This window comes from Hyalangium ruber (assembly GCF_034259325.1).
Taxonomy (GTDB): domain Bacteria; phylum Myxococcota; class Myxococcia; order Myxococcales; family Myxococcaceae; genus Hyalangium_A; species Hyalangium_A rubrum.
The window spans coordinates 142,129-159,329 of the sequence record NZ_JAXIVS010000001.1; the positions used below are offsets into that span (position 1 = coordinate 142,129).

Sequence of the window (17,201 nt, forward strand, 5' to 3'; positions counted from 1 at the left end):
TGACGCACGAAGCCCCGGAGAACTCCTCCGGGGCTTTTGTTTTCAGGGGGCCCGCTGGGGATTCAGCGGGCCAGGGCTTCAGGAGCCCTCGCCCTGCGGCTTCGCCGGCGGGACGCGCTTGGGCTGCGCCTCCGAGGCGGGAGCGGTGGGGCTCGTGCGCGCCGCTTCCTCCGCGAACTCCGTGAAGGGATCCGGCTCGGGTTCCGCCGCCGGCGCCTCGGGAGTCTTCGGCGCGGCGGACTCCTCGGCTGGGAACATCTGATCCCACCCTGGCTCGCTCTTCGCCTCCTGCGGCGTGGCGATTACCTCGGGATCACCCTTTCCGAGCCCGTACCTCCCCGTGCTGCTGCGCTCGGGCAGTCCGACCCCGTACTTGCCCGTGGTCACCAGCTCCGCGCTCTCCTGCTCGGCAGCGGGAGGAGGAGCCTCGGGCTTGCTTGGGGGAGCCTCGGGCGCCTTGGGCGGCGTGAGCCCGATGCCGTACTTGCCCGTGAGCGCTGGCTCCGTGGCGCCAAGCTCGTGCGTCTCCGGGGCCGCGGGCTCCGGAGCGAGGGTCCCGTACTTGGCCGTGGTGATCGGCACCGCTTGGGCCTGCGGGCTCGCGGGCGGGCTGGGCGGCGCGGGAGTCTCCTTCGGCGCCGCGGGCGCTCCAGGCTGCCACTGCGGCACGAAGTCCCACGCCGAGGCCAGCGCCACTTCGTCCCCTGGCGCGCCGTCGGTGTCCGCCACGTGGGGCGCCTCGGTCTCCAGCGCCAGGCCTCGGTCCTCGGAGGTGGAAGCAGCGGCGTGCCCAGCGTGCGCTTCGGCCATGCCCACGAACTCCCAGGTGGCCGCGAGCTGCATCGGCTCCTCGGGCGCGGGCGGCAGCTCGCCCAGATCCACGGGCACCCTCGGCTTGACCTCGGCCACCGGCTCTGGCGCCGGTGCTTCCTCCGCCGGCGTCGGCGCAGGCGCCCCTTGCAGCGTCCAGACCCCCGACCGTGTGGTCTCCTCCTGGGGTGGCGCCTTTACGGGCTCGGGCTCGGACAACTCCTTGGCGGCGACCGCCTCGGGCTTGCGCTCGGGGGCTGGCGGGGCCAAGACCTTCACGGGCTCGGGCTCGGGCTCGGAGGCTTCCAGCGCGGGAGCTTCCTCGGGCTCCGGCTCGACCAGCTCCAGGGCTGCGGGCTTGGTGGGCTCTGGCTTGACCAGCTCCAGCGTGGGCGCCTTCTCTGGCTCCGGCTCCAGCAACTCCAGCGTGGGCGTCTTCTCGGACTCCGTCTCCAACAGCTCCAGCGTGGGCGCCTCTTCGGACACCGACGCGGCCGCGAGCTCGGATGGAGCAGCGGATGGCTCCTCCTCCTCGGGCTCCGCATCCAACTCCGGCTCGAGCTCGACGGGAACGGCGGCCTGTTCCTCTTCCGCGGGCTCTGCCTCCAGCTCCGCTACGGGCTCGGCGGGTGCGGCGGCTTCCTTCGCAGGCTCCGCCTCCAGCTCCGCCACGGGCTCGGCGGGTGCGGCGGCCTGTTCCTCTTCCGCGGGCTCCGCTTCCAACTCTGGCTCGAGCTCGACGGGGACGGAGGCCTGCTCCTCTTCCGCGGGCTGTGCCTCCAGCTCCGCCACGGGCTCGGCGGGAGCGGCGGCCTGCTCCTCTTCGAGGGCCTCCCCTTCCAGCTCGGGCTCGGGCTCCAAGACATCGTCGACGTCGATGCCGTCGGTTTCCTCGGCGGGAACCAGCACCTCCTCCTGAGACCAGGAGGGCTTCGATCCCGCGAGTTCGGGCGCGGGCTTCGACGGTACGGGAATGGGCGCCGCGGGCGCTTGGGGCTTCGCGGCCGCGACCTCACCCACCTGCGGTGGGACGCGCGCAACCACCTCGAGGGACGCGCCAGGAGGCAGGGGAACAGGCGCGGCGGCAGGAGGAGGCACCGGCACCCCGGGAGCGCTCGCTGCCACGGGGGGCATCGTCTTCGGCACCGACGGAGCAGCGGGCGGCACCGACGGAGGAGCGCTCAGGGCGGCAGGCGCGGCGACTCCCGGCGCCCCGGAAGGAACGCTCGGGACAGCCGCCGCCGCGATACCGGGCGGGGCGCTCATGGCGGCGGGCGCGGCGACTCCCGGCGAATCGGAGAGGGAAGGTACCGGCGGTCCGGGTCTCTGCGCCGACGAGCCCAGGGGGACCATGCCAGGCGGAATCGAGGGGACAGGCGGCCCTGCGACGGGAGGAGGCTGCCCGGGGATCGGCGCTTGCGTCGGACGAGGAGCCGCGACGGAAGGGGCAGGCCCCGGGATGGGAGGACGCGTCGCCCCAGGCACGGGCGCCGCATGGGCCTGCGCGGGACCTGCCGGGGGATGCGCCACGGGCGGCGCGGTCGGATGCGCCACGGGTGGCGCGGACGCCCCCGCAGGCGGAGCCCCCACGGCGGGCAGCGCGGCGTTGCTCTGGGGATCCCTGCGAGCAACGGGGCCGGCGGGAGGTGCTCCCGGCGGACGCCCTGGCACCGGAGCCGAGGCCGGAGCGGCGACGCCGGGTGACATCCCAGGCACCGGCGGTCGGGTCATCCCCGGGGGAACCGGAGGCATGGCCGCCGCGGGGGGCGGCATCGGCGCGGCGGGCATCCCCGAGGAAGTCTGGCGCGCGGGAGGAATCGGCGCGACGGGAGCCCCCGGCGCGACGGGAGGCGCTGGGATGGCCTGCATCCCGGCGGAGGTCTGGCGTGCGGGAGGCACGGGCGCTGCTGGTGCTCCAGCGACACCGGGCGGCGGCTGAACAGCCTGCATTCCCGCCGAGGTCTGGCGCGCGGGAGGTACAGGCGCGGCCCCAGGTGGCACCTGGGACGGAATGGGCACCTGGGTCAGGGGCCTCGCCGCCGCGACTCCTGGCGGCTGCGCAGGGCCCTGGGGTCGAGGCGCCATCCCAGGGGCCATCGCCTGAGAAGGATGCGGCGCTGCCTGGGCGGCCTGAGGTGCCCCAGCGGGAACACCCGCGGGAATCGGCGGCCGAGTGGCCCCAGGCGGCATTTGAGGAACCGGGGCGCCACCCGGGTGCGCGGGGTGAGCCCCTGAAGGGCTCGGCGCGGGATGAGCGCCCGAGGGCATCTGCGCGGGGTGAGCCCCCGGAGGCATCGGTGCCGGGGGGGCACCCGGGGGCATCGGTGCCGGGTGAGCGCCCGAGGGCATCGCCGCTCCCGGTACCCCCGGCATGGTCGGCCGTGTCTGCGGGGGAACCTGGGCGCCGGGCATGGGCTGGGGCGGGCGCGCGCCCTGGGGAACCGGCGGAACCGTGAGGTGCTGCCCGGGTCCGGGCGGAGGCGCCGCGGGCCGTGGGGCACCAGCGACAGGTTGCGGAGGCATCGCCGGCATGACTCCCGAAGGAGGCCGCTGCGGCGCCGCCCCCGCTGGAGCTTGCGGTCCCGTGGGCGGAAGCCCCGGCACGCCCGCCATCGTCGCGGGGCCAGGACGCGGTGCCTGAGCAGCCGGCGGCATGGCTCCCGGAACCGTGGTGCCCGCCACGGGCGTCCCGGCATGAGGCTGAGCCAGCACCGGAGGCCCTCCGGAGGGCACGCCCGGCAGCGTGGGAGAGGCCTGCGGGGTCAACTGCGGCGGAGGCGCCGCCGGCCGGCCCTGAGCGGCTTGAGCCGCCTGGGCCCGAGGATCGACAGGAGGCGCGGAGGGCGCAAGGACTGGCGCCGAGGGCCCAGGCACGCCCGGGGCCGCCGGATGTGGCGCGGCGGCCCCCTGCTGCGGGCTCCCGGCTCCAGGGACCGGAGCGGCAGTGGCCGGCTGCGGAGCATTGGCCATGTTGGCCCAGGCGGACGGAGGCATGGTGGGCCGCGAACCCGCCGGCTGCGCTGGCTGCGCTGGCTGCGCCGGGGCAGGCGCGCTGCTGGCCTGAGGCATGGGAGGCGCGGCGCGAGGAGCAGGAGGCGCCACAGGAGCCTGCGCCTGATCATCCTCCTCCGCGCTCAGGTACTCGCCCAGCTCGAACCCACCGAACGCCTCGCGCCCCGGGCCACCGGACTCCTCCGCCGGCATCTCGAGGGGTGCATCCGCGGCCTCGGGCTGTCCATCCCCCGAGTCATCACTCAGGAACTGCCCGGGCTGGAGCCCTCCGAACATGCCCTGCTTCTCGGGCGAGGCCGCGGGAGGAGGACGCGGCGCAGGCGCCCCACCCACTCCCGCGGGCTTGGTAACGGGCGCTCCACCCGCGTCCCGTGCCCCTGCTCCCGAGCGGGTCGCCTCGGGGTCCAGCTTGATGTAGCGCTCGGGACGGGTGATGCCGTAGCGCTTCTCCAGGTACAGGTAGAGCCGCAGCTCCGGCACCACGCACGCCACGATTCGGAAGCCGGTGATGAACGACAGCTCATCCACCGCCGCCATGTCGGAGGGGCTGGCCATCGCCACCTTCAGGCGCTTGCCATCCAACGACAGCGGGAACACGAAGTGCTTCTCGGCCAGCGCCGTCGGGATCAGGGCCAGCGTCGCCGAGGTGACCGACTCGAACTCCTGGATCGTCGCCTGGGGGGAGCGCGTCTGCTCCGCGAGCACCACGCCCAGCGTCTCGATGTCCAGGTACTCCAACTCGACCAGGTTGGTCCCCAACCGGCCGCCATAGATCATCTGGGCCTTGAGGCCCTCGTCGAGCTGACCTTGGTTGATGAGGCCCTTTCGGACCAGGATCGCGCCGAGCTTTTCCGCCATGAGGCCGTCGATTCTAGACGGCTTCCATGACGTTGCGCGGCTACTCGTTCGTGTTCCAGCAATCTCCAGCCAGACCCGAATCTTTCAGGCCCGATGGCACTTCACGGCCTGTCGGGGCTGGCGGCGCTGGCCGTACGCGGGAACGTCAGTAGGCGTTCTTCGAGAGGAAGCCGCCGAGCGCGGTGCGCACGAGGATCTTCAGGTCCATCAGGAGCGACCAGTTCTCGATGTAGTACAGGTCGTATTCGATGCGCTTCTGGATGGAAGTCTGGCCGCGCAGGCCGTTGATCTGCGCCCACCCGGTGATGCCCGCCTTGACCTTGTGGCGCAGGTGGTAGCGGGGGATCTGCCGCTTGAACTCCTCGATGAAGACGGGGCGCTCGGGGCGCGGGCCCACCAGGCTCATGTCGCCCACCAGCACGTTGAAGAACTGGGGCAGCTCATCGACGGAGTACTTGCGCAGGAAGGTGCCGATGGGCGTGCGGCGCGTGTCTCCCGCGCTGGCCATCTGCGCGCCCGCCACCTCGGCGTCCGTGCGCATGGTGCGGAACTTGAGGATGTGGAAGGTCTCCCCGTCCATCCCCATGCGCTCCTGGTTGTAGAGGATGGGGCCTCGGCTGGTGAGCTTCACCATCAGCGCCGTCACCAGCATGATGGGCGCCGTCAGCGCGATGGCCACCAGCGAGAAGACGATGTCGAAGGCGCGCTTGGCCACCCGGCTCCACCCATCCATCGGGTCGCCCTGGAGGCTGATGATGGGCAGGCCGCCGAACTCCTCCAGGCCGCCATAGAGGGTGATGTACTGGTAGAGGTCCGGCACCACCTTCACGTCCACGGTGCGCAGGGCCAGCTGCTCCATGAGCTGCTTGACCACCGGCTGCTGCTCGAGCGGCAGGGCGATGACGACCTGATCGACGGGCTGCTCGTCCAGCACCCGCTCGACGTCCTTCACCTCGCCCACCACGGGAGCGCCTCGCACGCGCCGCCCTACCCGCTCCGGATCCAGCGCCAGCACGCCCACCACGCGGAAGCCCAGCTCGCGGTGGTCGCGCACGGTCTCAATGACGCGCCGGCCGAGCTCGCCCTCGCCGATGACGAGGATGGTCTTCAGGTTGAAGCCGCGACGACGCACCTCGGCCAGGGCGAGCCGGAGTACCAAGCGCGTCACCGACACGAGCACCAGCGCGTAGCCGAGGAAGAGCGCCAGGGTGAGGCGCGAGTAGCGCTCGCGGGTGAAGTAGGTGAGCGCCACCAGGATGAGCGTCGCGGTGATGGAGGCCTTGAAGACCGCGAACAGCTCTCCAATGTGCGTACGCGAGCGGTTGGTGGTGTAGAGGTTCGACTGGTGGAAGGTGAAGGGGAAGATGAACAGCGACATCCCCAGGGAGACGAGCGTCTCGTCCAGCGGCGGGATGCCATCGGTGACGGGGATGACGCCGATGAAGCGCGTGGCGTAGGCGAGACCGAACGCCACGGCGAGCATGAGCAGGTCGGTGGCGACCTTGATGGACGTGTAGAAACGCTGGAGACGACTGAACACGCCAGGACTCCTGTGTGGCCCGCCGAACGATCGGCCCCGTCGCTGCAATTCCCACGCCCCCCTTCACTCGCGGACGGGCCGCGAACTCCGGAAGGCGCGGGGGCGTCCTAGCACGGAAAGACCCGTGAAACCAAGGGGTTGCCCCGCGCACCGCTGGACACATGGACGCCCGTGCGGCGCGGCACTGTGCGGAAAGCGGAGGCCCCTCTGGCGCGGCTGTCAGGGCTGCCCGGCGCGGGAGGAGGCAGGCGAACCGAGGAGCGCCTCCACTTCGGCCATGATCCCTTGTTGGAACGCGGCCTTGCTGAAGCGCCGGGCCTGGGCGCGGGCCTCGTCGGGACGGTAGTGGGCCTCCCACGCATCGAATTGGCGCACCGCGGCGGCGAGCGCGCTGGGGGTCTGCTCGGAGAAGAAGAGGCCAGTGCGCGAGGTGACGGTCTCCAGCACCCCACCCTTGGCGTAGGCAATCACGGGCCTACCTGTCGCCTGGGACTCCAGGGGAGTGATGCCGAAGTCCTCCTCGCCGGTGAAGAGCAGCGCGCGCGCGTTGCGGTAGAGCCCGGGCAGCTCGGCGTCCGGCACGTTGCCCAGGAAGCGGATGTGGGGTGGCAGCGGGCCGGAGGTGAGCCGCGAGGCCTCCTGTCCGGTGCCGACGACCCACAGGGGCGTGTCCAGGGTGCGGAAGGCCTCCAGGGCGATGTCGAGCCGCTTGTAGGGAGCAAAGGCGCCGAGCCAGAGGAAGTAGCCGCCCTGCCCTGTCCCCTCGGTGGGCTCGGCGCAGAAGCGCTCCAGGTCCACGGGTGGGTGGACGACGCCGGCCTCGCGTCCCCAGAAGCGCTGGATCTTCCCGGCGATGTTGCGGCTGTTGGCGATGAAGCGGTCCACGCCAGCGGAGCTCTCCCGGTCCCAGCGCTGGAGCCAGGGCCGCACGGCGAGCGCGGCCGTGCGCACGGGCCGCGAGGTGCGCCCCGGCCCGAAGTAGTCATCGAAGAGATCCCACATGTACCGCATGGGCGCGTGGACGTAGCCCAGGTGCCTGGCGCCCGGTGGCTTGCGGATGCCCTTGGCCACACAGTGGCTGGAGGAGAGCACCAAGTCGTAGCCCTGGAGGTGGAAGGACTCGATGGCGCGCGGGAAGAGCGGCAGGAAGTGTCGGTAGCGGGAGTGGATGCCCGGGATCCGCTGGAGAAACGAGGTGTAGATGCGCCGGTCCTCGATGACGGGCGGCATCGTCCCGGGCTGGTGGATGAGGGTGTAGATGTCCGCCTCGGGGAACAGCTCGCACAGCGCTTCGAGGACGCGCTCACCGCCGCGCAGGGTGACGAGCCAGTCATGGACGAGGGCGACCTTCACGGGGCGACCTTCTAGCACTCGGACGGGCGAGCGCCACCGGCCGTGGCCGCGGATTCGAGGGTCCCCACCCAGGCGCCGTGTGTGCTACTTCGGAGGCGTGGCGAGCATCCTCATCGACTTGCGCATGGTCCGAGGCCGACTGCACGGCATCGCGCGCTATGCCCTGGAGCTGGCGCGGCGGCTGCCCGCGCTCGCGCCGGATCTGCGCTTCATGGGGCTCACGGCGCCCGAAGGGCTCCCCTCGGATCTGGGAGCGCTGACCCCGTCGATTCCCCTGCACCGCGCCCGCGCGGGCTTCCTGGCGCCCCTGCTGGAGCAGCCCACGCTGCTGGCGGATCTGCTGCGGCTCTCGCCGGACCTCTTCCACGCCACCTCGTTCTCGCTGCCGGGGCTGTGGAACGGCCGGCTGGTGGCCACGCTGCATGACGCCAACCACCTGGCGCTGCCGGAGAACTACAGCCCGGTCCACACGCTCTACTACCGGCTCATCGTCGGCCCGCGCTCGAAGCGGGCCTCGGCGCTGCTCACGGTGTCCGAGTTCTCGCGCGAGGAGCTGGCCCGGCACCTGAACCTGACGCCCTACCGCTTCCAGGTCATCACTCCCGGCGTGGACGAGCGCTACCAGCCCGCTCCGCCTTCCGAGCTCCGGGCCTTCCTCCAGCGGCACCAACTGCCGGCGCGCTACCTCGCCACGGTGGGCAACACGAAGGCGCACAAGAACCTCGCGCTGCTCGCGAAGCTCGCGCCGGAGCTGCCCGTCCCCATCGTCCTGTTGGCGGGCAAGGGCGCGGCCAAGGAGCTGGGCTTTCCCGCCTCCACGCTGGAGCTGACGGAGTTGCCGGAAGCGGAGATGCCCCTCTTCTATGGTGCGGCGGCGGCGCTGCTGTTGCCCTCCCGTTACGAAGGCTTCGGCCTGCCGGTGCTGGAGGCCATGGCGGCGGGCTGCCCGGTGCTTTCCTCGAATGTCTCGGCGCTGCCGGAGGTCACGGGCGAGGCGGCCCTGCTGCTGCCGCCGGAAGACCTCGACGCCTGGAGAGAGGCGACGCTGCGCCTGCTCCGGGACGAGAAGCTGCGACAGTCCCTGGTGGAGAAGGGCCGGGAGCGAGCCGCTCGCTACACCTGGGACGACTGCGCGCGGAAGACCCTGGCGGTGTACCGCCGGGTGCTGGACAGAGCCCCTGCCGCGAGGTGACGGACTCCCACCCCCCGCCAGGGGTACACACATGCGATGGGCGCCCCGGCGTGTCAGCGCCCCAGGTATTCTCCGGGGCAGCCATGTCATCGACACGTGATCAGGAACTCGAGGCCTCCATCGCCGAACTCATGGCCACCCGCGCCAACGCGCCGCCCGACATGCAGCGGCTCGTGGATCAGCAGATCGAGTCGGTGGAGGGCGCGCGGCGCATGCAGCGCATGGTCGAGGAGGCCAACGAGAAGAACCGCCTCATCCGCCCCAAGCTGACCGAGGAGATGCGGGCCTTCTTCACGCCGGCGCCTCGCGCGCGACTGCCCACGTGGATCTCCGACACGCAGACCCGAGCGATGGTGCTGGAGGAGCTGATGCAGTGCCCTGCGGGAGCGAAGGTGTTCCCGGACAAGGACTCGCTGGAGTGCCGCATCCCTACCCCCAAGGGAGGCATTCCGGAGCGGCACGGGCTGACGCTGTGGTTCTACAAGTCCACGGGTCGGCTGAAGGGCCAGCGCTACTACGAGCACGGGCTGCTGCGCTGGGCCATCACGTACCACCACACCGGGGGGCGCGAGTCCGAGGGTCAGTACGACAACGTGAAGCCCAAGGTGGACCGGGAGAACGGCCTCCACACCTACTACGCCCCCAACGGCACCATCGTGCGGCAGGCCGAGTACCAGTCCGGACTGCTCCAGGGCTGGAGCAAGCAGTGGGAGGACGACGGCTACCCGGCCAGCGCGACGCGCTACGAGAACGGCAAGTCCGTCGAGATGATCGGCCCCACGGGAAAGAGCATCTGAGCCTCCCGCGCGCGCCAGGGGTTACTGGCGCGTGAGGTCCTCGCTCCGCGCGCAGAGGCCCAGTCCCCAGATGAACATGAAGGACAGATGCACGCTGGAGTGGAATGGCAGGTAGTGCACTAGCGAGAGGATGTGGAAGCCCACGAAGGACAGCAGCGCGCCCGTCGCCGCGACGGAGCCCGCGCGGTGCCTGCGGATGAGCGCCCGGGCCAACAACCCGTGTACCGCCGCCAGGAGCAGTAGCCCCACCAGGCCCGTCTCCGCCCAGGTCGTCAGCCACAGGTTGTGGGCGTCCGTGGCGAGGAGATCCGTGATGCCTGTCTCGGTCTGAGTGGCCAGCGCGGCGGGCTTGTGGTTGCCGAAGCCCACGCCCACCAGCGGGTGCTCCTTCACGAGCCGCCAGCCCACGGACATGGCGTGCGTACGCTCACCACCGAAGAGGTTCTCCGCCGCCTTGCCCAGGCGCTCGCGCCAGGCGGGAGTCACCGCCACGAGCACCGCCAGCGCCGCGGCCACCGCGAGCCCCGTCTTGCGGATCGTGCCTCGGCTCAAGAGCAGCAACGCCAGCACGCACACGATGAAGCCGGTCAGGAGGGCAGCACGGGCGAACGCCGCGAAAGGCGCGAGCAGCACGGCGCAGACGACGGCTCCCGCGAGGGCCCGCTGCCACACTCCCCTGCCCCGGGCCAGGAGCGCGAGCGCCGGCCCCAGGGTGGCGATGGCGCTGTGCGAGAAGCGCAGTCGGTGGAAGAGGAAGCCTCCGGCCGCGTAGCGGGGGTGCTCCTCGGTGCCGAAGTTCTCCTGCAGCCGGGACAGGTTCAGCTTGAGCAACGCGGGCGGCTCCCAGGTCCAGAGGACGAAGTGCTGGAACAGGCCCAGCGCCGAGGCCACCAGCCATCCGCCCGCCAGGAGCCCCGCGAGCAGTGCCCAGGGCACACCCACGGTGCCGATCGCGGCCACGGCGGCGCCCGCCACCGAGTCCAGCACCTGCCCGTAGCGTGCGCTCCGAGGCCATCGCTCCGCCGCTCCCGTCGCGAGCGCGAGGGCGGGCGAGACGAGCTGCCACGCGGCCAGCGCCAGCGTCATCCTTATATAGGCGCGGACATCCGGCTCGAGGCGCAGCTCCTTGCGGAAGGCCAGCACGAGCGCCCCGAGCACGGCGGCCCCCGCGGCGATCTGCTGCACCACCTCCGCGAGGACAACCCCGACGGCCCACACGGCGAGGATGAGGGTGACAGCGCGGCGCACGACGTCTCCTGGGGAGGCCGGGCATCATAAGCGTCCGGAAGCCCCTGGGAATGACTTCCGGCTTACCGACTTCGTCCGCTCGGCGGCGCCCGGCGCTGGGGCAGGTGCAGAAAGCCCTCGCGCCGCAGCCAGAGCGCCAGCGCCGCTACGATCAGAACGACCGAGGGCAGCCAGGCCGCCAGCGCGGGAGCCATCCGCTCCGTCATCACCAGCGTCCGGCTCACCACCATCAAGCCCCACATCGCCACCGCGATGAGCAGCCCCTCGACGATGGCCGCCGTGAGGTGGCCTCGCCGGTTCTGCCGCAGCGCCAGGCCGATCGCCAGCAGGGCCGCCGGAAATCCCGCCATCGGGTAGGCGAACCGGTTCTGCAGCGCCAGCTCGTATTGCCGAGAGGCCAGCCCCACCTCGGTGCGCGCGGCGACCTGCTCCCGCAGCTCCGCCACCTGCAGCTGCTCGGGGCGCCCGGGGCGGATGCGGAACGAGCGGGAGGGCACGCCCAGGTCGTACTCCCCCTCCTCCAGCGTCTTCACCGAGGTGCGGCCCTCCGGCGAGAACGAGCGCTCCACCACGCCCGTCAGCCGCCAGCGTGTCCCGTCCAGCGGGTACATGGCCTCCGCGTCCAACCGGCGCGAGAGCTTGAAGTCGGGCGTCAGCGTGAGGATCGCCACGTCCTGGAAGCCCTGCTCCGCGCTGCCCGCACGCAGGAAGAAGACGTGCTCGCCGCGCCGGAACCACTGCTTCGGCGTGTAATAGAGCCGCCAGTCTCCCCACCGGTTGAAGCGCTGGGTGCTGATCTCATCCACGCGCCGGCTCGCCTTCACCACCACCGTCTCATCGAAGGCGATGAGCCCCGCGCACGCCAGCAGCGCGCACAACCCGATGGGCAGGTAGAGCGACGCGGGGCCGAAGGTAAGCGCCCGCAGCGCGGTCACCTCACCGCGCTTGCGCAGCGTGGACACCGTCGCCCCGGCCGCGAGCAGCAGCGCCGCCGGGCCGAGCTGCTGGCTGGCCACCAGCGCCTTGTTCGCGTACAGCCGCATCACGTCCCACACCCACCCCTCGCCCGTGTACATCCGCGCCCGGTCCACGAAGTCCACCACGAGGAACACGGTCAGCACGGCGGCGAAGATGCCCACCGCGAAGCGCACATAGGTGCGCATCACATAGAAGAAGAGCGTCGCCCTCACCGCACCGTCCCCGAGCGGCTCACCCGCCACATGGCGAAGATGCCCAGGGCGATGAAGATGAGGTTGGTCAGCTGTCCCGCCAGCACCACCGGCAGCTTGCCCTGGTTGCCCATGTGCTCGAAGGCCCGGCTCAGCAGGTAGAACAGCACGTAGCCGCTCAAGGTCAGCAAGTAGCCCCACGCCCTGCCCGACTGCCGCCGCCCGATGGCCAGCGGCGTGCCCAGCAGCGCGAAGGACAGGGGCGCCACCGCGTTGCCCAGCCGGCTGTGCAGCGCCATGAGGAACGGCCGAGAGTCTCCGCCGCTCTTCTCCGCCTCTTCCGCCGCCATGAGCAGCTCGCCCGGAGTCATCTCCTCCTTCGGGGAGCGGAACCGGTTCTTGCGGGTGAGCGAGGTGCCCAACCCCACCGAGATCTCCCCCTGCTCGAAGCGCAGCAGGCTGTAGTCCGTCGTGGAGCGGTTGGCGCGATGCACCTCGCCCACGTCCAGCACCAGCCGCAGCGCCGCCTCATCCCCCACGCTCGTGTTCACCCGGCCCGTCTGCGCCAGCACCAGCAGCGGCGAGGAGGGCTCCCGGTCATCGTGCAGGAGCACATGCGTCCACTGACCGCCCTCCCGGGAGACGCGCTCGGCGTAAAGCGTCAAGTCACTCAGGTCCTCGTAGAAGACGCCGGACTTCACGTCGCCCGCCACGTTCTTCTTGATGACCTCGCTGACCAGCTCCTTCACTCCCGTGAGCCCCCACGGCTCACCCGTGAAGGACAGGAGCAGCATCAACCCACCCAGCAGCACGCCAATGACCGCCGGCCCCGCCAGCAACTGCGTCGGGCTGATCCCCAGCGCCTGGAGCGCCGTCAGCTCCCGGTCCTCGCTCAGCCGTCCCAGCCCCAGCAGGATGGCCAGCAGGAACGCGATGGGCAGCGCCATCACCAGGAAGTGGGGCGCCAGGTAGAGGATGAGCCGGCCGACGTCCACCAGCGTCACCGCCGAGCCCAGCAGTACGTCCGTGCCCCGCAGGAACTGCATGACGAACAGCAGCAGGAACAGGAACGCCACCCACACCACCAGGGGGACGAGCAGCTCCTTCAGCAGGTAACGCGCGAGCAGCTTCACGACGTCGCGCGCAGCCCTCGGGCGCCGATGTCACGCCGGAAGTGCATGCCCTCGAAGCGAATCCCCGCCACCGTGGCGTAAGCGCGGGTCCGTGCCTCCGACAAGTCCTGACCGCGCGCGCACACCGTCAACACGCGACCGCCCGCCGTCACCAGCGCCCCGTCCTTCGCCTCCACGCCGGCCAGGAAGACCGGAGCGTCGGCGGAAGCAGCCTCCAGCCCTTCGATGCGCTGGCCGCGCCGAGGCGTGTCCGGATAGTTCTCCGCCGCCAGCACCACGCCGACCGAAGCGCCCGGCTCCAGCACCAGCGGCCGAGACTCCAGCCGACCCCGAGCGCAGGCATCCAGCAGCGGCAGCAGATCCTCGCCGAGCTGGAGCATCAGCACCTGCGTCTCCGGATCCCCGAAGCGCGCGTTGAACTCGAGCACCTTGGGCCCGCTCCGGGTCAGCATCAGCCCCGCGTAGAGCGCGCCCTTGAACGGTGCGCCCCGTCGACGCATCACCTTCAACATCGGAGCGATGACGCTCTCACCCACGTGGGCCAGCGCCTCGGGTGTGAGGAACGGCGCCGGACAGTACGCGCCCATGCCGCCCGTGTTGGGGCCGGTGTCGCCCTCCCCCACCCGCTTGTGGTCCTGTGCCGGGGGCAGCAGCACGTACCGCTCGCCGTCACACAGGGCGATGACGGAGACCTCCTCGCCCTCCAGCAACTCCTCCAGAACCATGCGCTGGCCCGCCTCGCCCATCGCCCCCACCGTGCGCACCGCCTGCCGGGCCGACTCCGCATCCGGCGCGACGATGACACCCTTGCCCGCCGCCAGCCCATCCGCCTTGACGACGATCTTCCCCTGCGCCACGGCATAGGCCTCGGCCGCCGCCACGTCGGTGAAGACCTGGAAGTCCGCGGTGGGCACACCGGCCTCCGCCATCACCTCCTTGGCGAAGGCCTTGGAGCCCTCCAGCTTCGCGGCCGCCGCCACCGGACCGAAGCAGGCGATGCCCTCGGCCTCCAGCGCGTCCACCACGCCCGCCACCAGCGGCGCCTCGGGCCCGACCACCACCAGGTCCACCTTCTCCCGGCGCGCCAGCTCGGCCACGGCGCGGGGGTCGTCCGCCTTCACCGGGACGTTGGTCCCCAGCCGAGCCGTGCCCGGGTTGCCCGGGCCACACAGCAGGGCCGAGAGCTTCGGGCTACGCGCCAGCTTCCATGCGAGCGCGTGCTCGCGCCCCCCGGAGCCCAGGAGAAGGACCCTCACATCACCCCCGCTTATCCGTCGTGAACAGCAGGCGCTTGGCGGCGAGGTACGAGCCATCCAGCCCCGCCACCTTCACCAGCCGATCCCGCGCGGAGTCGCGGTTGGTGGACATCTCCAGCTCCGCCAGCTTCACCTCCGCCGACAGCAGCGAAGGCGCCAGCGCCAGCGCGTCACGCAGGGAGCGCTTGGCGGGCTCCAACTGCTTGCCCTCCGCCAGCGCCAGCCCGTTGGCCAGGTGCGCGATGGGCTGCTGCCGTCCCGCCGCCACAGCCCTCGCGCCCAGGCTGCGCGCCTTGGCCCCATCGCCCCGCTGGAGCGCCAACAGCGACAGATAAGCCGCCGCGCCCGAGTTGTTCGGATCCAGGTCCAGCGCCTGCTGGAACAGCCGCTCGGCGCCCGAGCGATCCCCCATGTGGTAGAGCAGCACGCCCTCATACAGCGGGGCCGCCACCTCCACGCTCCCGCTGGCCAGCGCCAGGATGGAGCCCTCCATCCCCGCCAGCGTCTCGCCGGGGCGCAGGAACTCCAGGGTCATCACCGGCCGCGGCGTGAGCCGCATGGGATCCGACTGCAGCGCCTGGAAGAAGAGGCGGAAGGCATCATCCCTGCGGCCCGCGCCCGCGGCGGCGATGCCCGCCAGCAGCAGCGCATCCTCGCGCCGGGAGTCGAGCCGCACCGCCTCCTGGAAGAACTCTAGCGCCTCGGCGGGCTTCTTCTCGGCCAGCCGCAGCCGGCCCGCGAGCAGCTTGTCCAGCGCGGGGTCCTCGAGCTTGCCCTGGAACCCGGTCAGGTGCTTGGCCGCCTTCGCCACATCCCCTCGCCCGATCGCCGCCAGGAACAACTGCAGGTGAGCCGCCGGCAGGTCCTTGACGACGCCCAGGGCCTCCTCGGCCGCCTTCACCCCGGCATCCACGCTGCCCGCCATGCGCTCGGCGGTCGCGAGGTGTACCAGCATCTCGGCGACATCCCGATCCATGTACCGGGAGCGATTCTTGAGCAGCGCGCGCAGCTCGCGGATGGCCGCTCCCGCGTTGCCGTCCACCTGGTAGCGCAGCACCGCCAGCGGCACGAGCGCGCGAACATCACCCGATTGGCCCTTGGCGCGCGACTCATAGAGCTTGCGTGCCTGCTCCACCTCGCCGACCTCCAGGTAGATGCGGGCCATGGTCGCCAGGCTGTCCCAGTGCTCCGGATCCTTCTCGAGCCGTCCCTTGAGCGCCTCGATCGCCAGCGAGTAGGAGCCCGCCGCCTCGTGGGCCAGCGCCCGGTGGTAGTGGACGCGCTGGAGGTTGGGAGCCAGCGCCTGCGCCGAATCGAAGTGCTGGTTGGCCAGCCCCATGGACGTCTGGAGGAAAGCCCGGCCCAGCACCAGGTGCGCCTCGGCCTTCTCCATATCCGTGCCGCTCTTCAGGGCCTCCTCGGCGAGCTGACGCGCCTGCTCGACCGCCTCGGGCTGGTTGGGCCGGCACAGCAGGAGGTTGGCGTGCGCCAGCAGCAGCAGCGGCGTGCGGCCCGCGCGCTCCTCGGAGGCCTCGATGAGCGAGCGCGCCTCGTCGAAGGTGCCCTTGTCGATGGAGGTGCCCCGCCCGAGCGCCAGCGCCTGGACATAGCCGGCGATGGCCGCGTCGCTGCGAGGATCGAGCAGCAACGCCTGCTGGAAGGCCTCCTCCGCCTCCGAATAGGCGGAGCGCTGATCCCGCGACAGGTGCAGGGCGCCCTCTTCGAGCCGAGCCATGCTGCTGCCGCTCAGGTCCACGTACTGCAACTCCCAGCGCGGCAGCACGGCCTGGATCGCCGCGGGAATGGGAGGCTGCGGGGGCGGCTGTGCGGCGAGGGCGGGATCCGGCCGCTGGGGCTTGAGGACCACGAAGTAGTAGTACGCGGCGCCACCGCCGCCGAGCAGCAGCAGCGCCAGGAAGACGCCCACGAGAGCGCCCCGACCGCCGCCACTGCGGGCCGCGTTCATCGGCGCCATCTGCTGCGGCACATAGGGCCGGGGAGGCGAGGAGCGCACCCCGCTGCGAGGCTCGGCCGACAAGGCCGGAGCGCCCACGGCCGCGCGCGCCCCACTGCGAGGCTCGGGCGTCAGTCCGGGCGCGCTGGACACCCCCGACATGTCGATGGACTCGAGTGGAGGCAGGTCGAAATCCACCGTGCCGGCCGGCTTGCTCCCGGTGACGCCGGTGACGGCGGTGGCGGCCTGAGAGGCGCGCTCCACCTTCTGGCGACAGTCCTCGCACGTGCCGATCGCCTGATCGAAGGGATCGGTGAGCGGCTTGTTGCACTCGCGGCAACCCACCGTAGCGGCGGGCGTGGACTGCGGTCGCGCCCCCGGCGCGGCGGTGGCTGGAGCCCCGGGCGCGGCGGCAGCCCCAGCGGGACGACGCGGAGCTGGCGCCACCGGGGGAGGCGGCGCCTCGGGCGGAGGCCCGAGAAAGTCGAGCAGCGGGTCAGCCGCCTGGCTGGGCACGGGCGGCCCCGGCCGAGCCGCCGCCGCCGGAGCGGCCCGGGGCGCGGACGGCGCGGCCACGTCGATCCCGTCGAACAGCGGATCCGGCTGCGCCGACGCGTCGCCCGGCACCGCGTCGAGATCGTTGAAGAGATCCGCCGCCGACACCGAGCTGGAAGAGGGCGTGGGCATGGGGCGAGGCGCGGCCCCGGGCGGTGCGCTCTGGGGCGCGGGAGAAGAGGCTTCGGCGGGGGCCGCCGCGTCTCGCTTGACGAGCTGGAGATGCCGACACCGGGGGCATTGCGCACGAACGCCCTTCGGCGAGATCAGCCGGTCATCGATCGCGTAGGCAGCCGCACATTTCTGGCAGACGATCCGCATGGT

Annotated in this window: 10 protein-coding genes; 2 read left to right on the top strand and 8 right to left on the bottom strand. The window is 71.7% G+C overall.

The window, feature by feature from the left end; all coding sequences use genetic code 11:
• Positions 1 to 78: 78 nt before the first annotated feature.
• The 3 genes from SYV04_RS00655 to SYV04_RS00665 form a co-directional block, all read right to left on the bottom strand.
• Positions 79 to 4,680, bottom strand: coding sequence for a GspE/PulE/PilB domain-containing protein (locus SYV04_RS00655; RefSeq protein ID WP_321543590.1), 4,602 nt, complete (start codon positions 4,678 to 4,680; stop codon positions 79 to 81).
• Between the two features lie 145 nt (positions 4,681 to 4,825).
• Positions 4,826 to 6,220 carry an undecaprenyl-phosphate glucose phosphotransferase gene (locus SYV04_RS00660; protein ID WP_321543591.1) on the bottom strand — a complete coding sequence of 465 codons (1,395 nt, stop codon included), beginning with the start codon at positions 6,218 to 6,220 and terminating at the stop codon, positions 4,826 to 4,828.
• A gap of 219 nt (positions 6,221 to 6,439) precedes the next feature.
• The gene (locus SYV04_RS00665; protein ID WP_321543592.1) at positions 6,440 to 7,573 is read right to left on the bottom strand and encodes a glycosyltransferase; all 1,134 of its coding nucleotides are present in this window, start codon (positions 7,571 to 7,573) and stop codon (positions 6,440 to 6,442) included.
• Between the two features lie 124 nt (positions 7,574 to 7,697).
• Here SYV04_RS00665 and SYV04_RS00670 point away from each other — a divergent pair, with 124 nt between their 5' ends.
• Together SYV04_RS00670 and SYV04_RS00675 are read left to right on the top strand one after the other, a co-directional pair.
• On the top strand, positions 7,698 to 8,765 hold the full coding sequence (locus SYV04_RS00670; protein WP_321544458.1) for a glycosyltransferase family 4 protein: 1,068 nt from the start codon (positions 7,698 to 7,700) through the stop codon (positions 8,763 to 8,765).
• A gap of 83 nt (positions 8,766 to 8,848) precedes the next feature.
• Complete coding sequence (locus SYV04_RS00675) at positions 8,849 to 9,562, top strand: toxin-antitoxin system YwqK family antitoxin (protein WP_321543593.1); 714 nt, start codon at positions 8,849 to 8,851, stop codon at positions 9,560 to 9,562.
• Positions 9,563 to 9,583: 21 nt separating this feature from the next.
• Here SYV04_RS00675 and SYV04_RS00680 read toward each other — a convergent pair whose 3' ends face one another.
• From SYV04_RS00680 to SYV04_RS00700, 5 genes are all read right to left on the bottom strand, one after another.
• Positions 9,584 to 10,810, bottom strand: a complete 1,227-nt coding sequence (locus tag SYV04_RS00680; RefSeq protein WP_321543594.1) for an O-antigen ligase family protein — start codon at positions 10,808 to 10,810, stop codon at positions 9,584 to 9,586.
• A gap of 62 nt (positions 10,811 to 10,872) precedes the next feature.
• Positions 10,873 to 12,000 carry an LptF/LptG family permease gene (locus SYV04_RS00685; RefSeq protein ID WP_321543595.1) on the bottom strand — a complete coding sequence of 376 codons (1,128 nt, stop codon included), beginning with the start codon at positions 11,998 to 12,000 and terminating at the stop codon, positions 10,873 to 10,875.
• Positions 11,997 to 13,112 (bottom strand): LptF/LptG family permease, encoded by a 1,116-nt coding sequence (locus tag SYV04_RS00690; protein WP_321543596.1) that lies wholly within the window; start codon positions 13,110 to 13,112, stop codon positions 11,997 to 11,999. The genes SYV04_RS00685 and SYV04_RS00690 overlap by 4 nt, the downstream gene beginning before the upstream one ends.
• On the bottom strand, positions 13,109 to 14,368 hold the full coding sequence (purD, locus tag SYV04_RS00695) for a phosphoribosylamine--glycine ligase (protein ID WP_321543597.1): 1,260 nt from the start codon (positions 14,366 to 14,368) through the stop codon (positions 13,109 to 13,111). The genes SYV04_RS00690 and purD overlap by 4 nt, the downstream gene beginning before the upstream one ends.
• 1 nt (position 14,369) lies before the next feature.
• Positions 14,370 to 17,198: a tetratricopeptide repeat protein gene (locus tag SYV04_RS00700; RefSeq protein WP_321543598.1), complete on the bottom strand. Its 2,829-nt coding sequence runs from the start codon at positions 17,196 to 17,198 to the stop codon at positions 14,370 to 14,372.
• Positions 17,199 to 17,201 lie beyond the last annotated feature (3 nt).

What these genes read in the sequence shown, in the direction of transcription:
- SYV04_RS00675 (WP_321543593.1), top strand. Translation starts at nt 8,849, where the DNA reads ATGTCATCGACACGTGATCAGGAACTCGAGGCCTCCATCGCCGAACTC.
- SYV04_RS00670 (WP_321544458.1), top strand. Translation starts at nt 7,698, where the DNA reads ATGGTCCGAGGCCGACTGCACGGCATCGCGCGCTATGCCCTGGAGCTG.
- SYV04_RS00655 (WP_321543590.1), bottom strand. Translation starts at nt 4,680, where the DNA reads ATGGCGGAAAAGCTCGGCGCGATCCTGGTCCGAAAGGGCCTCATCAAC.
- SYV04_RS00700 (WP_321543598.1), bottom strand. Translation starts at nt 17,198, where the DNA reads ATGCGGATCGTCTGCCAGAAATGTGCGGCTGCCTACGCGATCGATGAC.